Origin of the sequence: Acidovorax carolinensis (genome assembly GCF_002157145.1) — a bacterium.
Taxonomy (GTDB): domain Bacteria; phylum Pseudomonadota; class Gammaproteobacteria; order Burkholderiales; family Burkholderiaceae_C; genus Acidovorax; species Acidovorax carolinensis.
In genome coordinates, this window is sequence record NZ_CP021361.1 from 421912 (window position 1) to 443859 (window position 21948).

The window sequence follows — 21948 nt, forward strand, 5'->3', positions numbered from 1 at the left end:
CTGCGCCGCTCTGCGCGCGATGCGGCCCCTGGCGCTCGGTTTGTCGCTCTGTCTTGCGGCGGGCGCACAGGCCACCACGGTGCAGATCGATGTGCAGGACGCGGCCGGCAAGCCCCTGGGCGATGCCGTGGTGTTTCTGGAGTCGGCCCAGGCGCGCCGCCAGGTGCGGCCCTTGACCGGGCTGGAGATGGCGCAGCAGAAAAAGCAGTTCCTGCCCGATGTGCTGGTGCTGCCGGTGGGGTCGGAGGTGCGCTTTCCCAACCACGACACGGTGCGCCACCATGTGTATTCGTTCTCGCCCGCCAAGAAGTTCGAGCTCAAGCTCTATACCGGCACCCCCGCCAACCCCGTGCTGTTTGACCAGCCCGGCGTGGTCGTGCTGGGCTGCAACATCCATGACCAGATGGTGGGCTGGATCCTCGTCGTGGACACCCCCTATTACGCCCAGACCCTCGCGGCCACGGGCAAGGCGCAGATCGACAACGTGCCGGCGGGCAGCTACCGGCTGCGCACCTGGCATGCCCGCCTGCCCGTGGGCGCGCCCGCGCTCGAGCAGGTGCTGAGCGTGCCGGCCACCGGGGCGGTTGCGGTGACGGTGCGCATGTCGGGGTTGCAGCCTTGAAACTGGCGGTGCTTCGGCGCAGCCTGATCGTGCGGCTGGTCGGCATATCGCTGCTGCTGCTCTTGGTGGTGCAGGCCGCCGGGTTCGCCGTGGTGCGTGCCACCATCGACCGGAATGCCCGCGGCCAGATTGCACGGGCCCTGGACACCGACGAGAACGTCTGGCGGCGGTTGCTTGAGCAGAACGCCGACAGGCTGCGCCAGGGCTCGGCCTTGCTGGCAGCAGACTATGGATTCCGGTCTGCAGTGAACTCCGGCGACGAGGAAACCATCCAGTCGGTGCTGGAGAATCATGGCAGCCGGATCGGGGCCGAGGTCACCGCGCTGCTCGACACCGGGCTGCGCCTGCGCTCGCTGAGCACACCCGCCGGTGCCGGCGATTTCCAGGCCGCCGTGCAGCAGGTGGCGCCGCTGCTGGCCAGCCAGCCGCAGGGCAGCCGCATCGCCGTGATCGGGGGCATGCCCTACCAGTTCGTCATGGTGCCCATGCGGGCGCCGGTGGTCATCGGCTGGGTGTTGATGGGGTTCCCCGTCAGCCAGAGCCTGGCCGACGAAATGCGCCAGCTGCTGTCGGTGCATGTGGCCTTGCTGGTGAAAGCATCGGATGGCAGGCTGTCCGTGCCGGTCAGCACCTTGCCCGCCGAGCCGCTGGCCCTGCTGCGCCGCAGCGGCAACCCCACGGGCGAACTCGATACGGGCCAGGGCGTTCTGCTGGCGCGCGTCAGCCCGCTGGACACAGTGGGGGGCGAGGTGCAGGCGCTGCTGCTGCGCTCGGTGGACGAGGTCGTGGCGCCGTATAGGCAGCTGCAGGTGTTGCTGGCCTTCATCACAGTGGCCGGTGTGCTGCTGTTCGCGATGGGCAACGGCGTGATGGCGCAGCGTGTGACAACCCCCCTGCGCTCGTTGCTGGCCGCCACGCGGCGGCTCTCGCGCGGGGAGTACGACGTGCCACTGGAACATTTGGACCGCGCCGATGAAATCGGCAACCTGGCGCGTTCCTTTGACAAGATGCGCGTGGATATCGGCGCGCAGCAAAGCGAGATTCGGCGGCTGGCTTACTGGGACCGCCTCACAGGGCTCCCCAACCGCGAGCGCTTTCGGGAAGCCGTGCTGGCGGCCACCTCCGGCCAAGCCGGGGCTGTCCAACCGCTGGCCGTGCTGACGCTGGACCTTGACCGTTTCAAGCATGTGAACGACGTGCTCGGCTATGCCTTTGGTGACCGGCTGCTGCAGGCGGTGGCCGCCCGCCTGCGCGAACAGGTGGGCGCGCCCCAGGACATGGTGGCCCGCATGGGCGGCAACGAGTTCGCCGTGCTGCTGCAAGGTGCCGATGCCCCGGCGGCCCACGAGCTGGCGCGCCGCATCCACCAGTCGTTCGAAGAACCGCTGGTGTTCGAGGACCAGAGCGTTGACCTGAGCGCCGGCATCGGCATTGCCTGCTGGCCTGGCGATGCCGACGATGCCGACACCCTGCTCAGCCGTTCCGAGATCGCCATGTACGCCGCCAAGCGCCAGCTCAGCGGGGCGCTGCGCTACGACCCCGCCTTTGATCTGGCGAGCGCCCAGACCCTGTCGTTGCTGACCGAGCTGCGCCGGGCGGTAGAGCACAACGAATTGCGCCTGTACCTGCAGCCCAAGCTGGCGCTGCACGGCCAACCAGGGCTGGCGGCCGAGGCGCTGGTGCGCTGGCAGCATCCGCAGCGGGGGCTGGTTGCGCCCATGCATTTCATTCCGTTTGCCGAGCAGACGGGGTTTGTGCGCCAGCTCACGCTGTGGATATTCGAGGAGGTGGCCCGCCTGCTGGCTTCGCAAGAGGCGCGGCACCTGCAGCTGCGCGTGTCGGTCAACCTGTCCACGCGCGATTTGCTGGATCCTGAGCTCAGCACGCGGCTGGCGGCCATCCTGGTCCGCTACGGCGTGCAGGCCAGCGCCTTTTGCCTGGAGATCACCGAAAGCGCCATCATGGACGACCCCCAGCGCGCCGAGGCCATGCTCAACCGCCTGTCGCAGCAGGGGTTCAAGCTCTCCATCGACGATTTCGGCACGGGTTATTCGTCGCTGGCCTACCTCCGGCGCCTGCCGGTGGATGAGCTCAAGATCGACAAATCCTTTGTCATGGGCATGCAGTCGGGCGAGGACGACGCCATGATCGTGCGCTCCACCATCGAACTGGCGCACAACCTGGGCCTCACGGTGGTGGCCGAAGGGGTGGAAACCGCCGCCATTCTGGAGCGCCTGCGCACCCTGGCGTGCGACGAGGCGCAGGGTTATCACATTGCGCGGCCTTTGCCGGTGGATGATTTTCTGGCCTGGCAGGCGCGCCAGGGGTAAGCTCTTTTTCCGTTCTTTTCGGGCCCTCGCGACCCCTGATGCAGGGGCTTGTCGCCCCGCAGGCGAAAATACCCGCAATGACATCTTCCAGTTCCCGCCCGCCTGCCGGCCCTGCTGCGGCCCCTGCCTCCGCGGCCGGTGGCGCTGCGTCCCAGCGCCCGCGCCCCGTCCGGTGCTGCGCCGCCCCGCTGTGACGGCCAAACCGGCACCTCCAGCCCCGTCTGCTGCCCGGCGCGGTGCCGCGCCGGAGCGGCCCTCACGAACCCCTCCGCCCACGGGCTACCGCACGTCGTCGGGCGCGCCCTATGTCGTCCCGGTGCGCCAGGCGCCGCCCAAGCCGGTGCCCGCCACCACAGCGGCGGGAACGGCGGGTAACCCAGGCACATCCCGCCTCAACAAACGCATGGCCGAGCTGGGCCTGTGCTCGCGCCGCGAGGCCGACGAGTGGATCGCCCAGGGCTGGGTCAAGGTCAATGGCGAGGTCGCGCCCATGGGGCTGCAGGTCACGCCACTGGACCGCATCGAGGTGGACAAGGTGGCGCAGGGCTTTCAGGAGCAGCGCGTCACCATCCTGCTGCACAAGCCCATGGGTTATGTGAGCGGCCAGGCCGAGGATGGCCACACGCCCGCCGTGGCGCTCATCAACCCCCGCACCCACTGGCGCGATGACCCCAGCCGCAACCGGTTTTCGCCGCCGCAACTGCGTGGTTTGGCGCCTGCAGGGCGGCTCGATATCGACTCGGTGGGCCTGTTGGTGCTCACCCAGGACGGCCGCGTGGCGCGCCAGCTGATTGGCGAGGACTCCACGGTTGACAAGGAATACCTGGTGCGCGTGGTCTACCAGGCACCGGGTCAGGTGGTGCCACGCCATCCCAGTGAGCGCTCCGCGCCGCTGCAGGAAATTGACGAGCGCGATCCTGTCAGTACCAATGTGCAGGCGGTGTTTCCGCCCGAGTTGCTGGAACGCCTGCGCCATGGCCTGAGCCTGGACGGCGAGCCGCTCAAGCCCGCCAAGGTCGATTGGCAGAACCCCGAGCAGCTGCGTTTTGTGCTCACCGAGGGCAAGAAGCGCCAGATCCGGCGCATGTGCGAACTGGTGGGGCTCAAGGTGGTGGGACTCAAGCGCATCCGCATCGGCCGCGTGACCCTCGGAAACCTGCCCGTGGGTCAGTGGCGCTACCTGGCGCCGGGCGAGCGGTTCTGAGACCCCGCTGGTTCGCAGATCACCGTGGGGCTTGAAACTCCCCAACCCGCCCACAACTGCCGGCAGCCGGTATCGGCAGCGGTGCATTTGTGCCCTGCCGCGCATATTTCATTGATTCCAACGCGAGAAACATTCCCATGAGCAAACAAACCCTGTCGTTTCAGGCCGAAGTTGCCCAACTGCTGCATCTGGTCACCCATTCGCTCTATTCCAACCAGGAAATCTTCCTGCGCGAACTGGTCTCCAATGCGTCGGACGCCTGCGACAAGCTGCGCTTCGAGGCGCTGAACAACAACGCGCTGTACGAGGACGCCCCCAACCTCGAAGTGCGCGTGACGTTCGACAAGGCCGCCAAGACGCTCACCATCACCGACAACGGCATTGGCATGAGCGAGCAGGAGGCCATCGACCACCTGGGCACCATTGCCAAGAGCGGCACCAAAGACTTCATGGGCAAGCTCAGCGGCGACCAGAAGCAGGATGCCCAGCTCATCGGCCAGTTTGGCGTGGGCTTTTACTCGGGCTTCATCGTGGCCGACAAGATCACCGTCGAGTCGCGCCGCGCGGGCCTGAAGGCCGAGGAAGGCGTGCGCTGGACCAGTGGCGGCAGCGGCGATTTCGAGGTCGAAACCATCACCCGCACCGCGCGTGGCACCAGCGTCATCCTGCACCTGCGCGATGACGCCGAGGAATACCTCAACGCCTGGAAGCTCAAGCAGGTCATTGCCAAGTATTCCGACCACATCAGCCTGCCCATCCTGATGGAAAAGGAAGAGTGGAAAGACGGCGAGCTGATCACCCCCGGCGATGAAAACGGCGGCCGCCAGCCCGGTGGCATGGTCAAGACCGGCGAGTGGGAAACCATCAACAAGGCCAGCGCCCTGTGGACGCGCCCCAAGAAGGACATCACCGACGAGCAATACGCCGAGTTCTACAAGACCATCAGCCACGACCACGAGGCCCCGCTGACCTGGGCGCACAACCGCGTCGAAGGCAACACCGAGTACACGCAGCTCTTGTACATCCCCGCCAAGGCGCCGTTCGACCTGTGGAACCGCGACAAGAAGGCCGGTGTGAAGCTGTATGTCAAGCGCGTCTTCATCATGGACGACGCCGAGGCGCTGATGCCCAGCTACCTGCGCTTCGTCAAGGGCGTGATCGACTCGGCCGATCTGCCCCTGAACGTCAGCCGCGAGCTGCTGCAGGAAAGCCGCGATGTGCGCGCCATCCGCGAAGGCAGCACCAAGCGCGTGCTCAGCATGCTCGAAGACCTGGCCAAGCACGACAAGCATGACACCACGGCCAACGCCGATGGCGTGACCGATGTGGTGGATGCCGACGACAAGGCCAAGGAAGGCAAGTACACGGCGTTCTACGCCGAGTTTGGCGCGGTGCTCAAGGAAGGTCTGGGCGAAGACTTTGGCAACCGCGAACGCCTGGCCAAGCTGCTGCGCTTTGCATCCACGACCAGCGACACCGCCAGCGTGGGCTTTGCCGACTACAAGGCGCGCATGAAGGAAGGCCAGGAGGCCATCTACTACATCACCGCCGACACGCTGGCCGCCGCCAAGAACAGCCCGCAGCTCGAAGTCTTCAAGAAGAAGGGCATCGAAGTGCTCTTGATGACCGACCGCGTGGACGAGTGGGCGCTGAACTACCTGCACGAGTTTGACGGTACCCCGCTGCAAAGTGTGGCCAAGGGCGCCGTGGACCTGGGCAAGCTGCAGGACGAGGCCGAGAAGAAGGCCGCCGAAGAGGCCGCCGAAGCCTTCAAGCCGGTGCTGGCCAAGCTGAAAGAAGCGCTGAAAGACAAGGCGGAGGATGTTCGCGTGACCACGCGCCTGGTCGATTCGCCCGCCTGCCTGGTGGTGCAGGACGACGGCATGAGCACGCAGCTCGCCCGCATGCTCAAGCAGGCCGGCCAGCAGGCGCCCGAGACCAAGCCCGTGCTGGAGGTGAATGCCGAGCACGCACTGGTGAAAAAGCTCGACGGCAGCGTGCACTTTCACGACCTGGCCCACATCCTGTTCGACCAGGCGCTGCTGGCCGAAGGCGGCCTGCCCGAAGACCCGGCGGCCTATGTGCGCCGCGTCAACGCGCTGCTGGTCTGAGAACGTGATCACCATCTCGCGGCCGCTGGGAGATTGTGAACACGTTCTGAGAGGCGAAGAAGTCGGGCACGGGGCAGGCAAGCCTGCCTGCAGCCAGCGTGGGTGAAAGGTTGAATCGGCCTCCAGCGCTTGCTGCGTAAGCGCAATCTGCTATCAAAAACGCAAAAAAGCCCCGACGGTGCAAGCACCGTCGGGGCTTTTTTGATGCGGTCAGCGGTTGCTGCTGCGCCGGGCGCGTTCAGGCCGCGCAGGCGCCGGCAGGGGCGTGGCGGTGGTGGATCCAGCGCAGGCCTTCGCTGGTGGCGTAGTGGGCGGCGGCGGTGTGGTCGGCAAACACCGTGGCCAGGCGCAGCACACGGTCGTGCGTGCCGCTGCCCGAGCCTGAGCGGATCGAGACAGAAGCCGCGAAGCGGCCATCGTCGAGCAGCCGGGTCAGCGGGGAAACAAGGTATTTGCCAACGGTCGTGTTGGTGTGGGAGTGGGTCATGGTAAGGGGCCGCGGTCTCATGCGCGGCGTCAATCAAAAGGCAAGAGAAATGGCCCGTGGGGAGGGCCGGGTGGATCGATCCTGGGTGTCAACCCTTGCGGGGAACCCGGAGCGCACCTGAAAAAAAGTCGCACATGCCAGAGTGAAACTTTGGTGGCCGGTCATTGGGAGCAACCGGCACACAGGCGCAAGGCCATTCAAAAGAGGCGGCGCGCGGACTGGGCTGTCGTTTTATAGCGCGCCATTATGAAATCATGGCTTTATCGAACTGGTGATTATATGGCATTGCGCCTGACAGCCCTACCGCCGTGGCCGTTTCACGCCACCAGCGGTTCTTCCTGCATGGCCTCGATCTGCTCGTGCAGCATGTCCACCTGGCCGCGCCAGTAGTCGCTGCTGCCGAACCAGGGGAAGTTGATGGGGAAGATCGGGTCTTGCCAGCGCCGCGCGAGCCAGGCGCTGTAGTGGATCAGGCGCAGCGTGCGCAGCGGCTCGATGAGCGCCAGCTCGCGCCGGTCGAACGAGCGGAACTGTTCGTAACCATCGAGCAGGGCGCCGAGCTGGTGTGTGCGCTGGCGCCGGTCGCCGGACAGCAGCATCCACAAATCTTGCACGGCCGGGCCCATGCGTGCGTCGTCCAGGTCAACAAAGTGGGGGCCGCCGCGCCCCCATTCGTCGAGCGGCGTCCACAGGATGTTGCCGGGGTGGCAGTCGCCGTGCAGGCGCAGCATGGTGGCGTCTTTCAGGTGCAGGCGGTCGGGGCCATGCGCCAGGTGGGTGTGGCCCCCGATCAGCGAGAGTGCCTGTTCGCAGGCGCTGCGCCACTCCGACTGCACATCCAGCGGGATCAGCTCGTGGGCCAGCAGCCAGTCGTGCGGCTCCGAGCCAAAGCTGTGCAAGTCCAGCGGCGGGCGGTGGGTGAACGGCTGCGCCGCCCCCACGGTGTGGATACGCGCCAGGAAGCGGCCAATCCATTCGAGCACTTCAAAGTCGTCCAGCTCGGGCTGGCGGCCGCCGCGCCAGGGGCTGACCGAGAACACGAAGCCACCGAACGGGTGCAGCGTGCGCCCCGCCAGCACCAGCGGCCCCACGGCGGGCACCTCGGCCGCCATGAGATCGGCGGCGAAGGCGTGTTCTTCGAGTATCTGCGCCTCGCTCCAGCGGCCAGGGCGGTAGAACTTGGCGACCACGCGTTCGCCGTCCTCCAGCGTCACCTGGTACACGCGGTTTTCGTAAGACGAGAGCGCCATCAACCGGCCGTCGCCATACAGGCCCACAGTGGCCAGTGCGTCCAGCACCACGTCGGGCGTCAGGGTGGCAAAGGCGTGCAGGCCAGGCGTTTCGGGGGAAATATTCATCGGTCCATTGTCGCCGGGCTGCGGTGCAGGCGCTGTGGCCCTACCGCGTGCATGGCGGGCGCCGTTCGTGGTGGCATTTCTGGGTAAAAATGGCCTGTAGCGCTTTCTGTGATTGCGCTAATAGCTATTGTTTTGATAGTGATTCGCGGCAATGAGATGCGGCTGCTGGCGCGCCGGGCCGTAGCGGCGTGGCGGCTTACTCGCTGTATTCGCGTGCCAGCTGGGCAAAGGGCAGCGCCTGCTTGACCAGGATGACGGTGCAGGGCGCATCGCGCGCCACGCGCATGGGCACGGTGGCGATGAAGCGCTGGGTTTGCAGGCCGTGCGTGGCGGCGCCCAGAATCATCATGCTGACCTGGTTGCCCTCGGCGTAGCGCACCAGCGCGTGCGCCACATCGCCCGATTCGAGCACGTGGTAGCTGACGCTGTGGCCCGCCAGATCGAGGGGCTCGGCCCATTGCTTGAGCCGCGCGCGGTGCTGGCGGTGCACGGCGGTTTCGCTGCGCTCGCTGTCGGTGCTGCTGCTGGCTGCGGGCGAGATCACGGTGACGCAGGCCAGCCGCGCGCCGGGCCGGATGCCCAGCGAGCGCCCCACGGCCTGGCGCAGCGAATACATGGTGGCGTCGGTCACGTCGTCGTGGGGCACCGCCACCATGACGATGGGCACTTCCTCGATCTGGCGCGTGGGCAGCGGGCTGGGCTGGTAGTGCATGCCGGCGGCCTTGATCCAGCGCTTGAAATGCGTGCGCAGGCCCGGGCCGCGCTGGCGCTGACCGCGCTCGGTGATGGGCACCTGGTCGGGGTGGGTCAGGTCGAACGCCAGGTGCGCGGCCGACGGGTGGCGCCGCGCGGCTTCGGGCTCCAGGCAGCGCAGGATGGTCTCCTGCAGCCATTCGGGCAGGTCGGGGCGGTGCAGGCGCGGCGGCGCGGGCGACATCCACAGGCGCTGGCGCAGCCCGCCCTGCGTGGTGGGCGCGCCAAAGGGCAACTCGCCCGTGGCCAGCTCATAAAGCATGACGCCAATGGCAAAAATGTCGCTGCGCGGATCGCCGCGCACCCCCACCACCTGCTCGGGTGCGATCCAGGCCGGCGAGCCCACGGCGCGGCGCAGTTCTTCGGCCAGCAGGTCGGGGTAGTGCGCATGGCACGACAGGCCAAAGTCGAGCAGCACGGCATGGTCGTCGTGGGTAAACAGCACGTTGCCGGGTTTCAGGTCAAGGTGGCAGACGTTTTGCTGGTGCAGGCTGTGCGCGGCACGCCCCATGGCGGCGCCCAGGCGGGCTATTGTTGCCACGTCGGGTCGCTCGGCGGCATCCAGCCAGTATTGCAGCGTGTGGCCGCTGCAATACTCCATGACCAGGTAGGGCAGGCGTTCCAGGTCGCCTGCGGCCACAAAGCGCGGCACATGGGGGCCGGTGAGCGTGGGCAGGATCTGCAGCTCGACCTCGAAGCTGACGATGTTCTCGGCGCCATCGCCCGCAGTCATGCGCGGGATTTTCATGGCCAGCGGAAACCCCGGGTTGGGTGGCCCCACGGCATATTCGACGCGGTAAATGTGGGCCATGCCACCCGCATGAATGCATTCGAGCACGGTGAAGCCGTCCACCTCGGTGCCGGGCTCAAGCAGCTTCATCGGCCCACCTCCAGGCGCTGGGCAAAGTAGTCGGGCATGGCACCGGTGGCGCGGATGGCGGCGGCGGCGGCGGCATGGTCGTAGGGCACGCGTTCAAAGCGCAGCAGCCAGGCCTCGGTGTCGAGCAGGGCATACATGGCACGCGGGTCGCCGTCGCGCGGCTGGCCCACCGATCCGATGGTGGCCACCCATTGCCGGCGTGGTGCCACCGGAATGGCCACACCCGGCTGCGGCGCAAAGCGCATGAGCCCGCGCCCGGTGCCCCGGTAGTACAGCGTTTGCTTGTGCACATGGCCGCAGAACACATGGCGGATGCCGGGGCGCTGGGTTGCTGCGTCCAGGCATTGCTCTGCCACGGCCTCGTTGTCCACATAGCGCCAGCGCTCGGGCGCGTCGGCGCTGGCATGTACCAGCAAGACGCCGCCCACTTCGGCGACGAGGGGGCGCGCTGCGAGAAAGGCGCGCTCGTGCGGCGTGAGATGCTCGTGGGTCCAGCCCGCTCCATGTGCGGCCACGCTGCTGGCGGCCTTGTCGCCCGGTTGGGGTGGATGCACGGCCAGGGCGTCATGGTTGCCGCCAATCACGCAGTGGCCGTCTGCCACCAGCGCCATGGCTTGCTGCACCACATAGCCAGGGTCGGCGCCATAGCCCACCAGGTCGCCCAGCCAGGCAAAACGCTGCGCGCCCTGGGCGCGGGCGTGCTCCATGCAGGCGTCAAGCGCCTGGCGGTTCGAATGGATGTCTGACAGCAGCGCCAGCTTCATCAATGTCTCCTTGATGACGCCATCCTAGCCCAGACGCTGGTGGAGCTGGCCTGTGAATCCATGCCGTGGATTCACGGGTTTGCTGTCGGCAGAGCCGCGGCCTGCCGCTACGCCCGGTGCTTCAGACCAGCGAGAGCGTCACATCGATGTTGCCACGCGTGGCGTTGGAGTAGGGGCAGACCTGGTGGGCGGCATCCACCAGGGCTTGCGCTGCTGCGCGCTCCATGCCGGGCAGGCTGATGGCCAGGCGCACGGCAATGCCATAGCCCGCGCCCACCTTGCCCAGGTCCACGCTGGCGTCAATGGCCAGGTCCTGCGGCAGGGTGATCTTTTGCATGCCGGCCACGGCCTTCATGGCGCCGATGAAGCAGGCCGAATAGCCAGCGGCAAACAATTGCTCGGGGTTGGTGCCGGTGCCGGCCGTGCCTGGCGAGGACAGCTTCACGTCCAGGCGGCCATCATCGGTGCGCGAGGCGCCGTCGCGGCCTCCGGTAGTGTGGGCATGGGCGGTGTACAGAACTTTTTCGAGCGAGGCCATGGTGTCTTCCTTTGACGGTGATGCCCGCAGCGCGGGACGGTGGTGAAAAAAGCAAACGGTTGCTTCGCGTCAGGGCGCGTTGAGCCGCGCGCGCAGCGTCTTGAGCTGGCCGGTGAGTGCCGCCAGTTCGGGCAGCGTGCACTGGCTGCTTTGCAGCACGCAGGGCGGGATACGTTCGGCGGCATCGCGCAGCAGCCGCCCCGCGGGCGTCAGGCTGATGCGCACGCGGCGCTCGTCCTCGGCATCGCGCAGGCGGGCAATCAGCCCCGATGTTTCGAGCCGCTTGAGCAACGGGGTGAGCGTGCCTGAATCCAGGTACAGGCGCTCGCCCAGGGCGCTCACCGTGATGCCATCGCCCTCCCACAGCACCAGCATCACCAGGTATTGCGGATAGGTCAGGCCAATGGCGTCCAGCAGCGGCTTGTACAGCTTGGTCATCGCCAGCGAGGCGGAATACAGCGCAAAGCACACCTGGTTGTCCAGTTGCAGGGCGGCGGGGCTGGGTGACAGGGGCGATGGCTTGCGTGGCATGGGGTGAATTATTGCTGGCAATTAAATTGTGTGAAATTAAATTGGGAAAAGTCTTCTCGGAAGGAGGGGTTTCCGGGGTCTGGCCGCGCCATGGAAAAAGGCGCCCTCGGGCGCCTCGTTTTGTCCCTGGCGTTGCCGCCTTGCTCAGTAGCTGTAGACGCCGCGGCCGGTCTTGCGGCCCAGGCGACCGGCGGCCACCATTTCGCGCAGCAGCGGACAGGCGCGGTACTTGCTGTCGCCAAACTCGGCCAGGTACACGTCCATCACGGCCAGGCACACGTCCAGGCCCACCATGTCGGCCAGGGCCAGTGGGCCAATGGGCTGGTTGCAGCCCAGCTTCATGCCGGCGTCAATGTCTTCCGGCGTGGCCAGACCTTCGGCCAGCACGAAGAAAGCCTCGTTGATCATGGGCACCAGGATGCGGTTGACCACAAAGCCCGGGGCATTCTTCACGGTGATCGGGCTCTTGCCCAGCGCCACGGCCATGGCTTTCACGGCGTCGTGCGTGGCGTCGCTGGTCTGCAGGCCGCGGATGATCTCCACCAGCGCCATCATGGGCACGGGGTTGAAGAAGTGCATGCCGATGAACTTGTCGGCCCGGCTGGTGGCGGCGGCAAGCTTGGTGATGGAGATCGACGAGGTGTTGGAGGCAATGATCACGTCGGGGCCGACGATGCCATCGACCTGCTTGAGGATCTTGAGCTTGAGTTCGTAGTTTTCGGTGGCGGCCTCGATGACGAGCTGTGCAGCCTTCAGGTCGTCGTAGCTGGTGGAGACCTTGATGCGCGCCAGCGCGGTTTCCTTGTCGGCGGCCGTGATCTTTTCCTTCTTGATCAGGCGGTCCAGGCTGCCCGCCACCGTGGCCAGCCCTTTTTGCACTGCGGCGTCGGAAATGTCCACCATCACCACGTTAATGCCCGACACGGCACAGGCCTGCGCGATGCCATTGCCCATGGTGCCAGCGCCAATGATGCCAACGGTTTGAATCGTCATGGAGAGAACCCTCTTGGAAGTGAAAAAAGTAACCGACATGGTAATTGGATCGCATGTCCGTTCGGTTATCGTGCCGACACACCGCTGCATCGAATGGCGGGAGAGACAAGGGAACCATGTTTGACTACATCGTGATTGGTGGGGGATCGGCCGGCTCGGTGCTGGCGGGGCGGCTGACAGAGGACCCCGCCGTGCGCGTGTGCCTGCTGGAGGCGGGGCCCGCCGATCAAAGCGTTTTCATCCATTGCCCTGCCGGGCTGGCCGTGATGGCCAAGTTCGAGCTCAATGGCTGGGGGCAGAACACCACGCCGCAGCCAGGGCTCAATGGCCGCCAGGGCTACCAGCCGCGCGGCAAGGTGCTGGGCGGCTCCAGCTCCATCAATGCCATGATCTATGTGCGCGGCCAGCCTGCCGACTACGACCATTGGGCCCAGCAGGGCAACCCCGGCTGGGCATGGAACGATGTCAGGCCCTATTTCCTGCGCGCCGAAAACAACGAGCGCCTGCGGGATGAATGGCATGGCAAGGGCGGCCCCCTGAACGTGGCCGACCTGCGCGCCCCCAACCGCTTCAGCCAGCTGTTCACCGAGGCGGGCGTGCAGGCCGGCTTTCCGCACAACCCCGATTTCAATGGCGCCACGCAAGAAGGCGTGGGCATTTACCAGGTTACGCACAAGAACGGCGAGCGCCATAGCGTGGCCAAGGGCTATCTCACCCCGCACCTGGGCCGCCCCAACCTGCGCGTCATCACGCAGGCGCATGCCACGCGGGTGCTGCTGGAAGGGCGGCGGGCCGTGGGCGTGGAATACCGCCAGGGCGGCCAGCTGCACCAGCTCAAGGCCGCGCGCGAAGTGCTGCTGAGCGCGGGCGCGCTGCTGTCGCCGCAGCTGCTCATGCTGTCGGGCATTGGGCCGGGGGCGCAACTGCAGCGCCACGGCATTGCGGTGCAGCACGACTTGCCCGGCGTGGGCCAACATTTGCATGACCACCCGGATGTGGTGCAGGTGATGGATGCACCGGGCCTGACGGATCTGTTCGGGCTGTCGCCGCGGGGAATGGTGAACGTGGCACGCGGCATGCTGGAGTGGCGCCGCACCCGTACCGGCATGCTCACCACCAACTTCGCTGAGGCGGGGGGCTTCATCAAGAGCGATCCGTCCGAACCGGCGCCCGATCTGCAACTGCATTTCGTCATCGGCAAGCTCTTGGACCATGGCCGCAAGACGGTGCTGGGCCATGGCTATTCCTCCCATGTCTGCCTGCTGCAGCCGCGCAGCCGCGGCACGGTGGCGCTGGCCAGCAATGACCCCCTGCAGCTGCCGCTGGTGGACCCGCAGTTTTTGAGCGATCCCGACGACATGGTGCGCATGGTGCGGGGCGTCAGGCGTATGCGCGCCATCCTGCAGCAGCCGGCGCTGGCCCAGTTTGGGGCCAAGGAGCAGGCTGCGTCGGCCAGTGCCAAGACCGATGCGCAGATTGAGCAGTTCATCCGCCAGTACGCCGACACCATCTACCACCCCGTGGGCACCTGCCGCATGGGGCCGGGGACGCTGGACGTGGTGGATGCCCAGCTGCGTGTGCATGGCATGCAGCGGTTGCGGGTGGTGGATGCGTCCATCATGCCGCGCATCGTCAGCGGCAACACCAACGCGCCGGTTGTCATGATTGCCGAAAAGGCGGTGGATTTTTTGCGCGCGGCAGCGTAAAGCTGGCCACGCCAAGGCGTACTGGACGGGAATTTAAGAAATCTTTCAGATCTGCGTAAGCGATTTTTAACGGGCAAAAGCTGCGGGTTTTTCTAGACTTCTTTCACGGTTACGGATGCAGGGTGCAGCCGGCCCGATGCCACTCGACATGGCACCGTATTTGGCTCCGAAGGCCAGGAAAGAACGTGATGAAAATCGACCCCCGCGAAATTGCTGAAATCGCCAGCGCCCAGCCAGGCGCTCCCCGCATGGATATGTATGCGGGCATTCACAAGGCCATGCGTGCCTTCATGGCCGACACCCTGCTGGGACTGGGGCGCATGGATGTGGATGACGACCTTGAATTCGCCCAGGCCAGCGAACGCGTGATGCAGCTGCTGGACTTTTGCCGCTCACACCTGCACCACGAAAACGCCTTTGTGCACAGGGCCATGGATGCACGGGCGCCGGGCGCCAGCGCTGCCGTCGAAGCGGAGCATGCCGAACACGAGCAGGCCATCGCAGCGCTGTCGGCCAGCATCGTGCACCTGCAGGCCTGCGCCCGCGTGGCACGGCCCGCCGCGGCCCAGGCGCTCTATCGCCAGCTGGCATTGTTTGTGGCCCATAACTTCGAGCACATGCACCAGGAGGAAACCGTGCACAACGATGTGCTGTGGACCCACTACAGCGATGAGGAACTCATGGGTGTGCATGATGCCCTCGTGGCCTCCATTCCCGCCGGGGAAATGATGGTGGTGGTGCGCTGGCTCGTTCCCTTCATGGCGCCCGCAGAGCGCGTTGCCATGCTGGCCGACATGCGCCAGCATGCACCCGCACCCGCCTTCGCTGCGGTGCTGAACACGGTGCAGCCGCACCTCACGCAAGCCGAGTGGGGCAAGCTGATGCGGGGCCTTGGAATGGCGCCCGCTCCGGGTCTGGTGCATTGAAGGCCGAGAGCGGCGGGATCACGCAGGCATGTCTTCGAGCACGATGGGCCGCTCCAGGCACAGGCGAAAGCGCCCCCGCCCGGTTTTCTCGATGCGAACATGCGGGCAGTGCTCCTGCAGGCGGCGCTGCAGCAAAAGCAACCTGGCCTCAAGATTGTCAGCAACATCCGGCAGCCGAATCATCGGATCCAGCCGCAATTCGCGGTTGGAGAAGTCCACCCGGCCCTGGCTGGCGTTGTCGCGCAGCAGCTTCCAGAAAATGGCCCCCGCCACGCCCTTGATGAGGTAGTCATCGTTGATGAAAACGCTGTCATTGGCCGCAAAGTGGCGGATCCGCAGCGGGGCTCCGCTGACCACAGGGGCGGCGGGCGCGGGGCTGGCAACCTCGGGGCTGTCGGTGGTCGCCTGGAGCAGGTCGATGGCGGCGCCCAGCTGACCCGCAATGGCCACAAGCATGTCCTCGTCTTCAAAGTTGAACTGCAGGTCGAGCGGGCTTTCTGCGAACAGAACGCCCAGCAGATGTCCGGCGGAGATGATCGGAACGGCGATCTGGCTGTGGGGCTGCGCCAGGCCCGGGTACGGGATGTCCATGCCGGGCAGTGCGGCCCCAGCGTGGTGCGCTTCGGTCAGGCTCGTGCGGATGGCGTGACTGTAGAGTGCGGCGTGGGTCATGTGTGAGATGCGCACAGGTGTCTGCTCGCGCGCCGCCACGCCGATCACGCCATGGCCCAGCTGTATCTCGGAGCCCACCCCCGAGGTGCGGTAGCCGCAGCTGGCCACGGTGTAAAGCCGCTGCGCGCTGGGGTCCAGCATCAGGACCATGGCGTGGCGAATTCCGAGGTGCTCCTGCAGCGCGCCGAGTGTGGTCTGCAGCAGGCTGTCGAGCGCCGTGCAGCGCGCCAGGCGCTCGCCGCACAGCCGCAATGCGTGCAACAGGCCAGGCCGGGGGGCGGGTGCATCCAGTCCCTCGCCCGGCACTTCGTCAATATGCTCGACAGCGTAGATGTCCGCGCCCCGGAGTTCAAAAACGCCAGCCATGCCCGTGTGCGATGCAATTCCGGCCAGCTGAGCCCGCATGCTCTCGAACACCGGGCCTGCGGTTTCGGTGTGCTGGTAGTGAAGGTGCAGCCGGTAGAACCGCGCGGTGACGGGGTCCAGCACCAGCACCGACGCCCACGGATTGCTCAGGATGTTCTGGCGCGTCTTGTTGAAGAACTGGTATGACAGTGCCACGTGGCCGGCATCCACATAGACCACTTGCGAGATGTAGGCGACATTGGGCGTCCCATCGGGGGAGCAGGTGGACATGACGGCGGGAATGGCTCCTTCCAGGCAAGGGCGGATTGCGTGCAGGGAAATCGCGCTCATGGCTGCAACGGCTTAACGGGTTGGCCAGCGCGAGGCCCGGGGGTCTGGTCGAATGCGGCCGTGGGAGTGAATTCCACTGCCACCAGATCGGCCAGTGGGGCGGCCAGCATGGCGGCCACATAGGCCGGACCGTAGCCCACTTGTCCCACTTCGTTCTGCATGGAACGCAGGTAGGCCTGCAGCTGCGGCAGGTCATCGGGCACGGCCGGGCGCACCTGCGCTTGCGGTGCCTTGAGCTGCAGGGTGCGGTGGGTAGAGGGCTCGCTGAAGACCACGGCAATTTGACCGGTGCTTTCAATATCGCGCAGCAATTGCACAGACTGGCTGCGGCGCAGGAACACGGTCACCCGGCCTCCATCTGCGCGGATGTGGCTGCCCACGGCGCGCATCACGCTCGGCCGCAAACCCGCATTGCGGGAGGCCACGATGGCCGACACGCCCTTGGCCACCATGGCAATGCGGTCGGGGTCCAGTAGTGCCGGATGCGTCATGGCAGTGCCATCAGGCCTTGAAGCGTTTGCGCGTAAGCGCCAGCGCCACCCAGAAAGCCACCACGGTGGTGACCACCAGCACCAGAGCGTGGCGCAACGCGTTGTCGGGCCATTGGTCCATGAACAGCGGCCGCACCAGCTCGACCGCATTGGTCAGCGGCAACCAGTCGGAGATGGCGCGCACGATGGGCGGCAGCTGTTCGCGCGGGAAGAACACCCCCGACAGGAACATCATGGGCGTGAGCACCAGCGTGAAGTAATAGGTGAAAAAATCGTAGCCCTTGGCCAGCGCGTTGAAGATGAGGGCGATGCTGGAGAACATGATGCCCACGAACAGCAGCACCGGCCAGGCCACCAGCAATTTGGGGCTGTGGCTGATAGAGAGCGCCAGCATCACCCCCAGGATGGCGGTCACGGTGAACAGTGCCTTGAACGCGGCCCACAACATCTCGGCCAGCACCACGTCATCGAGGCTGATAGGGGCATTCATGATGCCGTCCCAGGTTTTTTGCACATGCATGCGCGAAAACGCCGAATACAGTGCCTCGAAGCTCGCCGCGTTCATGGCGCTCATGCAGATCGAGCCGCTGGCCAGGAACAGGATGTAGGGCACCGTCTGCCCGCCCACATGCAGCTGCCCCACCAGCGCGCCCATGCCGTAGCCAAAGGCCACCAGCCACATCAGTGGTTCGGCAATATTGCCCACCAGGCTGGGAATGGCCAGCTTGCGCCACACCAGCAGATTGCGCAAAAACACCGGCCACCAACGGGTTGAAAGGCTGGGCGCACGCCACACGGATGGAGGAAGCGGGCCAGCAGTGGCCGGGGCGGATGGGACGGTGGTGGACATGCACTTATTGTGCGATGTTGGCCGTCTGGAGGACAGCCCCCTGCAGAGCGTTACGACCATCGCTTAAAGTCGCCATCAACGTGTGACCGGTGCGCGTCCATCGCGTCCGTTGCCCCGATTTTCCTTCCACCTTTTTGAAATGCCCGCCATGACTACCCTTGGAACCCCCCTGTCGCCCCATGCCACCAAAGTCATGCTGCTGGGCTCGGGCGAGCTGGGAAAGGAGGTGCTGATTGCGCTGCAGCGCCTGGGCGTGGAAACGATTGCGGTGGACCGCTACGACAACGCCCCCGGCCAGCAGGTGTCCCACCACAGCCACACCATCACCATGAGCGACCCGGCGCAGCTCAAGGCCCTGATCGAGGCCGAGCGTCCCCACCTGGTGGTGCCCGAGATCGAGGCCATCGCCACCCCCATGCTCGAAGAGCTGGAAGCCGCCGGCGCCGTGCGCGTGATCCCTACGGCCCGCGCTGCACGTCTGACCATGGACCGCGAAGGCATTCGCGTGCTGGCCGCCGAAACGCTGGGCCTGCCCACCAGCCCTTACAAGTTCTGCAATTCACTCGATGAACTGCAGACCGCCATTGACGCAGGGATTGGCTACCCCTGCATCGTCAAACCGGTGATGAGCAGCTCGGGCAAAGGCCAGAGCAAGATCGACGGTCCGGCCGATGTGCAAAAAGCCTGGGACACTGCCATGGCCGGTGGCCGCGTGAGCCACGGCCGCGTGATCGTCGAAGGCTTCATCGACTTCGACTACGAAATCACCCAGCTCACCGTGCGGGCCTTGGGCGCCGAGGGCCAGATCGAGACCCATTTCTGCGACCCCATCGGCCATGTGCAGGTGAGCGGCGACTATGTGGAAAGCTGGCAGCCGCACCCCATGCACCCCGCCGCGCTCGAAAAATCACGTCAGATCGCAAAGGCCGTGACGGACAACCTCGGTGGCCAGGGCTTGTTTGGCGTGGAACTGTTCGTCAAGGGCGAGCAGGTCTGGTTCAGCGAAGTGAGCCCGCGCCCGCACGACACGGGCCTGGTCACGCTGTGCACCCAGCACCAGAGCGAGTTCGAGCTGCACGCCCGGGCCATCCTGGGCCTGCCGGTGGACACCAGCCTGCGCAACCCCGGCGCCAGCGCGGTCATCTACGGCGGCGTGGACGCCGTGGGCATCGTGTTTGATGGTGTGGAAGAGGCGCTGCGCGTGCCCGGCACCGATCTGCGCCTGTTCGGCAAGCCCGAGAGCTTTGCCAAGCGCCGCATGGGCGTGGCGCTGGCGCGCGCGGGCGATGTGGATACGGCGCGCGCCAATGCCAAGCTGGCGGCCAGCAAGGTGCGGCCACGCCAGGTTTGAGTATCAAAAAAGCCGCTAGCGCTTATTGGGTAAGCGCTAATAGCTATGATTTGGTGAGCAAATTTCGCGCGTTCAACCGTCTTCGCGGATCTGCCGCCCGGTGAGCTTGAGGAATAAATCTTCCAGGTTGGCCGGCCGGTGCAGCGTGCGCAGATGGCCATGGCGCCCCAGCGCCTGCAGCAGGGGCTGGGTGTTCTGGGTGTAGAAAAAAACGGTCTCGCCGCTGACCTCCACGCGGGCGGCCAGCGCGCGCAGGGCTTCGTCCTGGGCCAGGGCGATGGCGCCCACGCCATACACCTCGACCACGTCGGGCTCCAGGTGCCGGGCAATCAGCTCGCGCGGGCGGCCTTCGGTGATCTTCCTGCCATGGTCCAGCACCAGCAGGCGCGAGCACAGGCGCTCGGCCTCGTCCATGAAATGGGTGGTGAGCAAGATGGATTTGCCCTGCTGCAGCAATCGTTGCAGGCGCTCCCACATCAGGTGGCGGGCCTGCGGGTCCAGGCCCGTGGTGGGCTCGTCGAGCAGCAGCAGGCGCGGGTCGTTGACCAGCGCGCGGGCCAGCGACAGGCGCCGTTTCATGCCGCCCGACAGCTCACCGGGCTTGGCGTTGGCCTTGTGGGTAAGGGCCGCAAATTCGAGCAGGCGGGGCACGCGCTCGTCCATCACCGCACCCTTCAGGCCAAAGTAGCGGCCGAACACGCGCAGGTTTTCCGCGCAGGTGAAGTCGGGGTCCAGCGTATCGAACTGTGTGACCACGCCCAGCTGCGCCTTGATGGCCAGGGCATCGCGGGGCATGTGCAGCGGGGCCGCGCCGTCCCCGGGGAAGAATTGCACGCTGCCGCTGTCGGGCGCGGTGTGCCCCAGGCACATGCGGATCGTGGTGGTCTTGCCGGCACCATTGGGGCCGATCACGCCCAGGCATTCGCCCGGGGCAATGGTGAACGACACCTCGTTGACCACCGGGGTGTCGCCGTAGCGTTTGCTCAGCTGCGAGGCTGCGAAGAGGTCCGTCATGGACTGATTGTGTGCGATCTGGCGGGCACCTGGGCGCAGTGGCGGGGCGCCGGTGTATGCCGCGAAAATTTGGTGGCAAATACCCGCCTGGCGCTTGCTGTGCAAGCGCGAACAGCTATCAAAAATGAAGTTTTTACCGGTGGTGCCAGCGCCCCGCGCGGCTTACTGGAAAGCCACCTCGGCAAAGCTGCGCAGCTTGCGGCTGTGCAGGCGGTGCACGCCGCCGGTGCGCAGTATTTCGACGGCGCGCATGCCGATGCGCAAATGCTGGTCCACGCGCTCGCGGTAGAAATGGTTGGCCATGCCGGGCAGCTTGATCTCGCCGTGCAGGGGCTTGTCGCTCACGCACAGCAGGGTGCCGTAGGGCACGCGAAAGCGAAAGCCGTTGGCCGCGATGGTGGCGCTTTCCATGTCCAGCGCCACGGCGCGGCTCTGGCTGAAGCGGCGCTGCGGGGTGTTGTCGGGCAGCAGCTCCCAGTTGCGGTTGTCGGTGCTGGCCACGGTGCCGGTGCGCATGATGCGCTTGAGCTCGTCGCGGCCCATCTGGGTGACGTCGGCAACGGCCTGTTCCAGCGCCACCTGGATTTCGGCCAGCGCCGGGATGGGCACCCATAGCGGCAGGTCTTCATCGAGCACATGGTCTTCGCGCACATAGGCGTGGGCCAGCACGTAGTCGCCCAGCTGCTGGCTGTTGCGCAGGCCGGCGCAGTGGCCCAGCATCAGCCAGGCGTGCGGGCGCAGCACGGCGATGTGGTCGGTGATGGTCTTGGCGTTGGCCGGGCCCACGCCGATGTTCACCATGCTGATGCCGCTGCGGTCGGCGCGCACCAGGTGGTAGGCCGGCATCTGCGGCAGGCGCGGTGGTGGTGCGCCCAGTTCGTCGCCGGTCTGGGCGGGCAGGCTGGTGCGGCGCGTGACCACGTTGCCGGGCTCGATGAAGGCGATGTATTCGCTGTCGGGCTTGGCCATTTCGGCATGGCCCAGGCGCACGAATTCGTCGATGTAGAACTGGTAGTTGGTGAACAGCACGAAGTTCTGGAACCACTCGGGCTGCGTGCCCGTGTAGTGGCGCAGGCGGTGCAGCGAATAATCCACGCGCGGCGCGGTGAACAGCGACAGCGGCAGCGCCTCGCCCGGGCGGTGCTGGTGCGTGCCGTTGGCGATCCCGTCGTCCATGGCGGCCAGGTCGGGCAAATCGAACAGGTCGCGCATCAGCATGCGGCGCTCGGGCGTCAGGGTGCCTTCCACATGGTCGTGTTCGGCAAACGAGAAGTGGATGGGGATAGGGTGGGCGCTGGTGCCCACTTCCAGCTCGACGTTGTGGCTGTTGCGCAGCAGGCGGAACTGTTCGGCGTAGTAGCCGGCAAACAGGTCGGGCCGCGTGAGCGTGGTCTCGAAACGCCCTGGGCCCTCGACAAAGCCATAGGCCAGCTTGCTGTCGGTGCGCGCCACGGTGCTGGTGTGCACGCGAACGAACGGGTAGAACGCCCGCACGGCGCCATCGGGCGTTTCGCCGGCCACAAAGCGCTGCATGGCGGCGCGCAGGTGGCCGATCTGCTGCTGGTAGATGCGCTGCACCTGGGCCAGGGCGTCGGCGGGGTCGGTGTGGCGGGTAGGGGCGATGAAGTCGGGAATCTGGGGCATGGGCCTATTGTCCACATGCGCACGGGG

General features: G+C 66.1%; 19 protein-coding genes. 7 read left to right on the top strand and 12 right to left on the bottom strand.

Translation table 11 applies throughout. The annotated features are described in order from the left end of the window. The first annotated feature begins 19 nt into the window (after positions 1-19). The 4 genes from CBP34_RS02070 to htpG all read left to right on the top strand — a co-directional run bounded on the left by CBP34_RS02070 (position 20) and on the right by htpG (position 6267). Positions 20-622, top strand: coding sequence for a methylamine utilization protein (locus CBP34_RS02070; RefSeq protein WP_094097145.1), 603 nt, complete (start codon positions 20-22; stop codon positions 620-622). Continuing rightward, entirely contained in the window at positions 619-2952 is a 2334-nt protein-coding gene (locus tag CBP34_RS02075) for a putative bifunctional diguanylate cyclase/phosphodiesterase (protein ID WP_094097146.1), read from the top strand. The genes CBP34_RS02070 and CBP34_RS02075 overlap by 4 nt, the downstream gene beginning before the upstream one ends. Before the next feature lie 403 nt (positions 2953-3355). After that, a complete protein-coding gene (locus tag CBP34_RS02080; RefSeq protein ID WP_418134714.1) occupies positions 3356-4156 on the top strand; it encodes a pseudouridine synthase in 801 nt (266 codons plus the stop codon). A 137-nt stretch (positions 4157-4293) separates the two neighbouring features. Then, positions 4294-6267, top strand: a complete 1974-nt coding sequence (gene htpG / locus CBP34_RS02085) for a molecular chaperone HtpG (RefSeq protein WP_094097147.1) — start codon at positions 4294-4296, stop codon at positions 6265-6267. Positions 6268-6505: 238 nt separating this feature from the next. Here htpG and CBP34_RS02090 read toward each other — a convergent pair whose 3' ends face one another. The 7 genes from CBP34_RS02090 to CBP34_RS02120 all read right to left on the bottom strand — a co-directional run bounded on the left by CBP34_RS02090 (position 6506) and on the right by CBP34_RS02120 (position 12571). Then, positions 6506-6754, bottom strand: coding sequence for a hypothetical protein (locus CBP34_RS02090; protein ID WP_086911170.1), 249 nt, complete (start codon positions 6752-6754; stop codon positions 6506-6508). Between the two features lie 317 nt (positions 6755-7071). Next, positions 7072-8112, bottom strand: a complete 1041-nt coding sequence (locus CBP34_RS02095) for a serine/threonine protein kinase (RefSeq protein WP_094097148.1) — start codon at positions 8110-8112, stop codon at positions 7072-7074. 196 nt (positions 8113-8308) lie between these two features. Then, positions 8309-9745 carry a serine/threonine protein kinase gene (locus CBP34_RS02100; RefSeq protein WP_094097149.1) on the bottom strand — a complete coding sequence of 479 codons (1437 nt, stop codon included), beginning with the start codon at positions 9743-9745 and terminating at the stop codon, positions 8309-8311. After that, positions 9742-10509, bottom strand: a complete 768-nt coding sequence (locus tag CBP34_RS02105; protein WP_086911173.1) for a metallophosphoesterase family protein — start codon at positions 10507-10509, stop codon at positions 9742-9744. Before CBP34_RS02105 ends, CBP34_RS02100 begins: the two co-directional genes overlap by 4 nt. Positions 10510-10630: 121 nt before the next feature. Next, positions 10631-11047, bottom strand: a complete 417-nt coding sequence (locus tag CBP34_RS02110; protein ID WP_086911174.1) for an organic hydroperoxide resistance protein — start codon at positions 11045-11047, stop codon at positions 10631-10633. A gap of 69 nt (positions 11048-11116) precedes the next feature. Next, positions 11117-11578, bottom strand: coding sequence for a MarR family winged helix-turn-helix transcriptional regulator (locus CBP34_RS02115; protein ID WP_094097150.1), 462 nt, complete (start codon positions 11576-11578; stop codon positions 11117-11119). 144 nt (positions 11579-11722) lie between these two features. Continuing rightward, positions 11723-12571 (bottom strand): 3-hydroxybutyryl-CoA dehydrogenase, encoded by an 849-nt coding sequence (locus CBP34_RS02120; RefSeq protein WP_094097151.1) that lies wholly within the window; start codon positions 12569-12571, stop codon positions 11723-11725. 116 nt (positions 12572-12687) lie between these two features. On the opposite strand from CBP34_RS02120, the gene CBP34_RS02125 reads away from it, so the two are divergent. Together CBP34_RS02125 and CBP34_RS02130 are read left to right on the top strand one after the other, a co-directional pair. After that, complete coding sequence (locus CBP34_RS02125; protein ID WP_094097152.1) at positions 12688-14277, top strand: GMC family oxidoreductase; 1590 nt, start codon at positions 12688-12690, stop codon at positions 14275-14277. A gap of 188 nt (positions 14278-14465) precedes the next feature. Beyond that, positions 14466-15203 carry a hemerythrin domain-containing protein gene (locus CBP34_RS02130; RefSeq protein ID WP_094097153.1) on the top strand — a complete coding sequence of 246 codons (738 nt, stop codon included), beginning with the start codon at positions 14466-14468 and terminating at the stop codon, positions 15201-15203. 18 nt (positions 15204-15221) lie between these two features. Here CBP34_RS02130 and CBP34_RS02135 read toward each other — a convergent pair whose 3' ends face one another. Genes CBP34_RS02135 through CBP34_RS02145 form a run of 3 tightly spaced genes read right to left on the bottom strand, consistent with a single transcriptional unit; the run spans position 15222 to position 17912 of the window. Then, positions 15222-16571, bottom strand: a complete 1350-nt coding sequence (locus CBP34_RS02135; protein ID WP_094097154.1) for a GAF domain-containing protein — start codon at positions 16569-16571, stop codon at positions 15222-15224. Beyond that, positions 16568-17062 carry a hypothetical protein gene (locus tag CBP34_RS02140; RefSeq protein ID WP_094097155.1) on the bottom strand — a complete coding sequence of 165 codons (495 nt, stop codon included), beginning with the start codon at positions 17060-17062 and terminating at the stop codon, positions 16568-16570. Before CBP34_RS02140 ends, CBP34_RS02135 begins: the two co-directional genes overlap by 4 nt. 10 nt (positions 17063-17072) lie before the next feature. Next, positions 17073-17912: an ABC transporter permease gene (locus tag CBP34_RS02145; protein WP_094097156.1), complete on the bottom strand. Its 840-nt coding sequence runs from the start codon at positions 17910-17912 to the stop codon at positions 17073-17075. A 148-nt stretch (positions 17913-18060) separates the two neighbouring features. On the opposite strand from CBP34_RS02145, the gene purT reads away from it, so the two are divergent. Continuing rightward, positions 18061-19263, top strand: a complete 1203-nt coding sequence (purT, locus tag CBP34_RS02150) for a formate-dependent phosphoribosylglycinamide formyltransferase (RefSeq protein WP_094099020.1) — start codon at positions 18061-18063, stop codon at positions 19261-19263. A gap of 72 nt (positions 19264-19335) precedes the next feature. On the opposite strand, the gene CBP34_RS02155 is transcribed toward purT, so the two are convergent. Both CBP34_RS02155 and CBP34_RS02160 read right to left on the bottom strand, forming a co-directional pair. After that, on the bottom strand, positions 19336-20277 hold the full coding sequence (locus CBP34_RS02155) for an ATP-binding cassette domain-containing protein (RefSeq protein WP_094099021.1): 942 nt from the start codon (positions 20275-20277) through the stop codon (positions 19336-19338). A gap of 162 nt (positions 20278-20439) precedes the next feature. Further along, positions 20440-21921 carry an AMP nucleosidase gene (locus CBP34_RS02160; RefSeq protein ID WP_094097157.1) on the bottom strand — a complete coding sequence of 494 codons (1482 nt, stop codon included), beginning with the start codon at positions 21919-21921 and terminating at the stop codon, positions 20440-20442. Positions 21922-21948: the final 27 nt, after the last annotated feature.

Bases quoted from the DNA above. Each gene is read 5' to 3' on its own strand.
- CBP34_RS02155 (WP_094099021.1), bottom strand. From the start codon at position 20,277: ATGACGGACCTCTTCGCAGCCTCGCAGCTGAGCAAACGCTACGGCGAC.
- CBP34_RS02115 (WP_094097150.1), bottom strand. From the start codon at position 11,578: ATGCCACGCAAGCCATCGCCCCTGTCACCCAGCCCCGCCGCCCTGCAA.
- CBP34_RS02140 (WP_094097155.1), bottom strand. From the start codon at position 17,062: ATGACGCATCCGGCACTACTGGACCCCGACCGCATTGCCATGGTGGCC.
- CBP34_RS02160 (WP_094097157.1), bottom strand. From the start codon at position 21,921: ATGCCCCAGATTCCCGACTTCATCGCCCCTACCCGCCACACCGACCCC.
- CBP34_RS02130 (WP_094097153.1), top strand. From the start codon at position 14,466: ATGAAAATCGACCCCCGCGAAATTGCTGAAATCGCCAGCGCCCAGCCA.
- purT (WP_094099020.1), top strand. From the start codon at position 18,061: ATGACTACCCTTGGAACCCCCCTGTCGCCCCATGCCACCAAAGTCATG.
- CBP34_RS02110 (WP_086911174.1), bottom strand. From the start codon at position 11,047: ATGGCCTCGCTCGAAAAAGTTCTGTACACCGCCCATGCCCACACTACC.
- CBP34_RS02100 (WP_094097149.1), bottom strand. From the start codon at position 9,745: ATGAAGCTGCTTGAGCCCGGCACCGAGGTGGACGGCTTCACCGTGCTC.
- CBP34_RS02135 (WP_094097154.1), bottom strand. From the start codon at position 16,571: ATGAGCGCGATTTCCCTGCACGCAATCCGCCCTTGCCTGGAAGGAGCC.
- CBP34_RS02125 (WP_094097152.1), top strand. From the start codon at position 12,688: ATGTTTGACTACATCGTGATTGGTGGGGGATCGGCCGGCTCGGTGCTG.
- CBP34_RS02120 (WP_094097151.1), bottom strand. From the start codon at position 12,571: ATGACGATTCAAACCGTTGGCATCATTGGCGCTGGCACCATGGGCAAT.
- htpG (WP_094097147.1), top strand. From the start codon at position 4,294: ATGAGCAAACAAACCCTGTCGTTTCAGGCCGAAGTTGCCCAACTGCTG.
- CBP34_RS02105 (WP_086911173.1), bottom strand. From the start codon at position 10,509: ATGAAGCTGGCGCTGCTGTCAGACATCCATTCGAACCGCCAGGCGCTT.
- CBP34_RS02070 (WP_094097145.1), top strand. From the start codon at position 20: ATGCGGCCCCTGGCGCTCGGTTTGTCGCTCTGTCTTGCGGCGGGCGCA.
- CBP34_RS02095 (WP_094097148.1), bottom strand. From the start codon at position 8,112: ATGAATATTTCCCCCGAAACGCCTGGCCTGCACGCCTTTGCCACCCTG.
- CBP34_RS02090 (WP_086911170.1), bottom strand. From the start codon at position 6,754: ATGACCCACTCCCACACCAACACGACCGTTGGCAAATACCTTGTTTCC.
- CBP34_RS02145 (WP_094097156.1), bottom strand. From the start codon at position 17,912: ATGTCCACCACCGTCCCATCCGCCCCGGCCACTGCTGGCCCGCTTCCT.
- CBP34_RS02080 (WP_418134714.1), top strand. From the start codon at position 3,356: ATGGCCGAGCTGGGCCTGTGCTCGCGCCGCGAGGCCGACGAGTGGATC.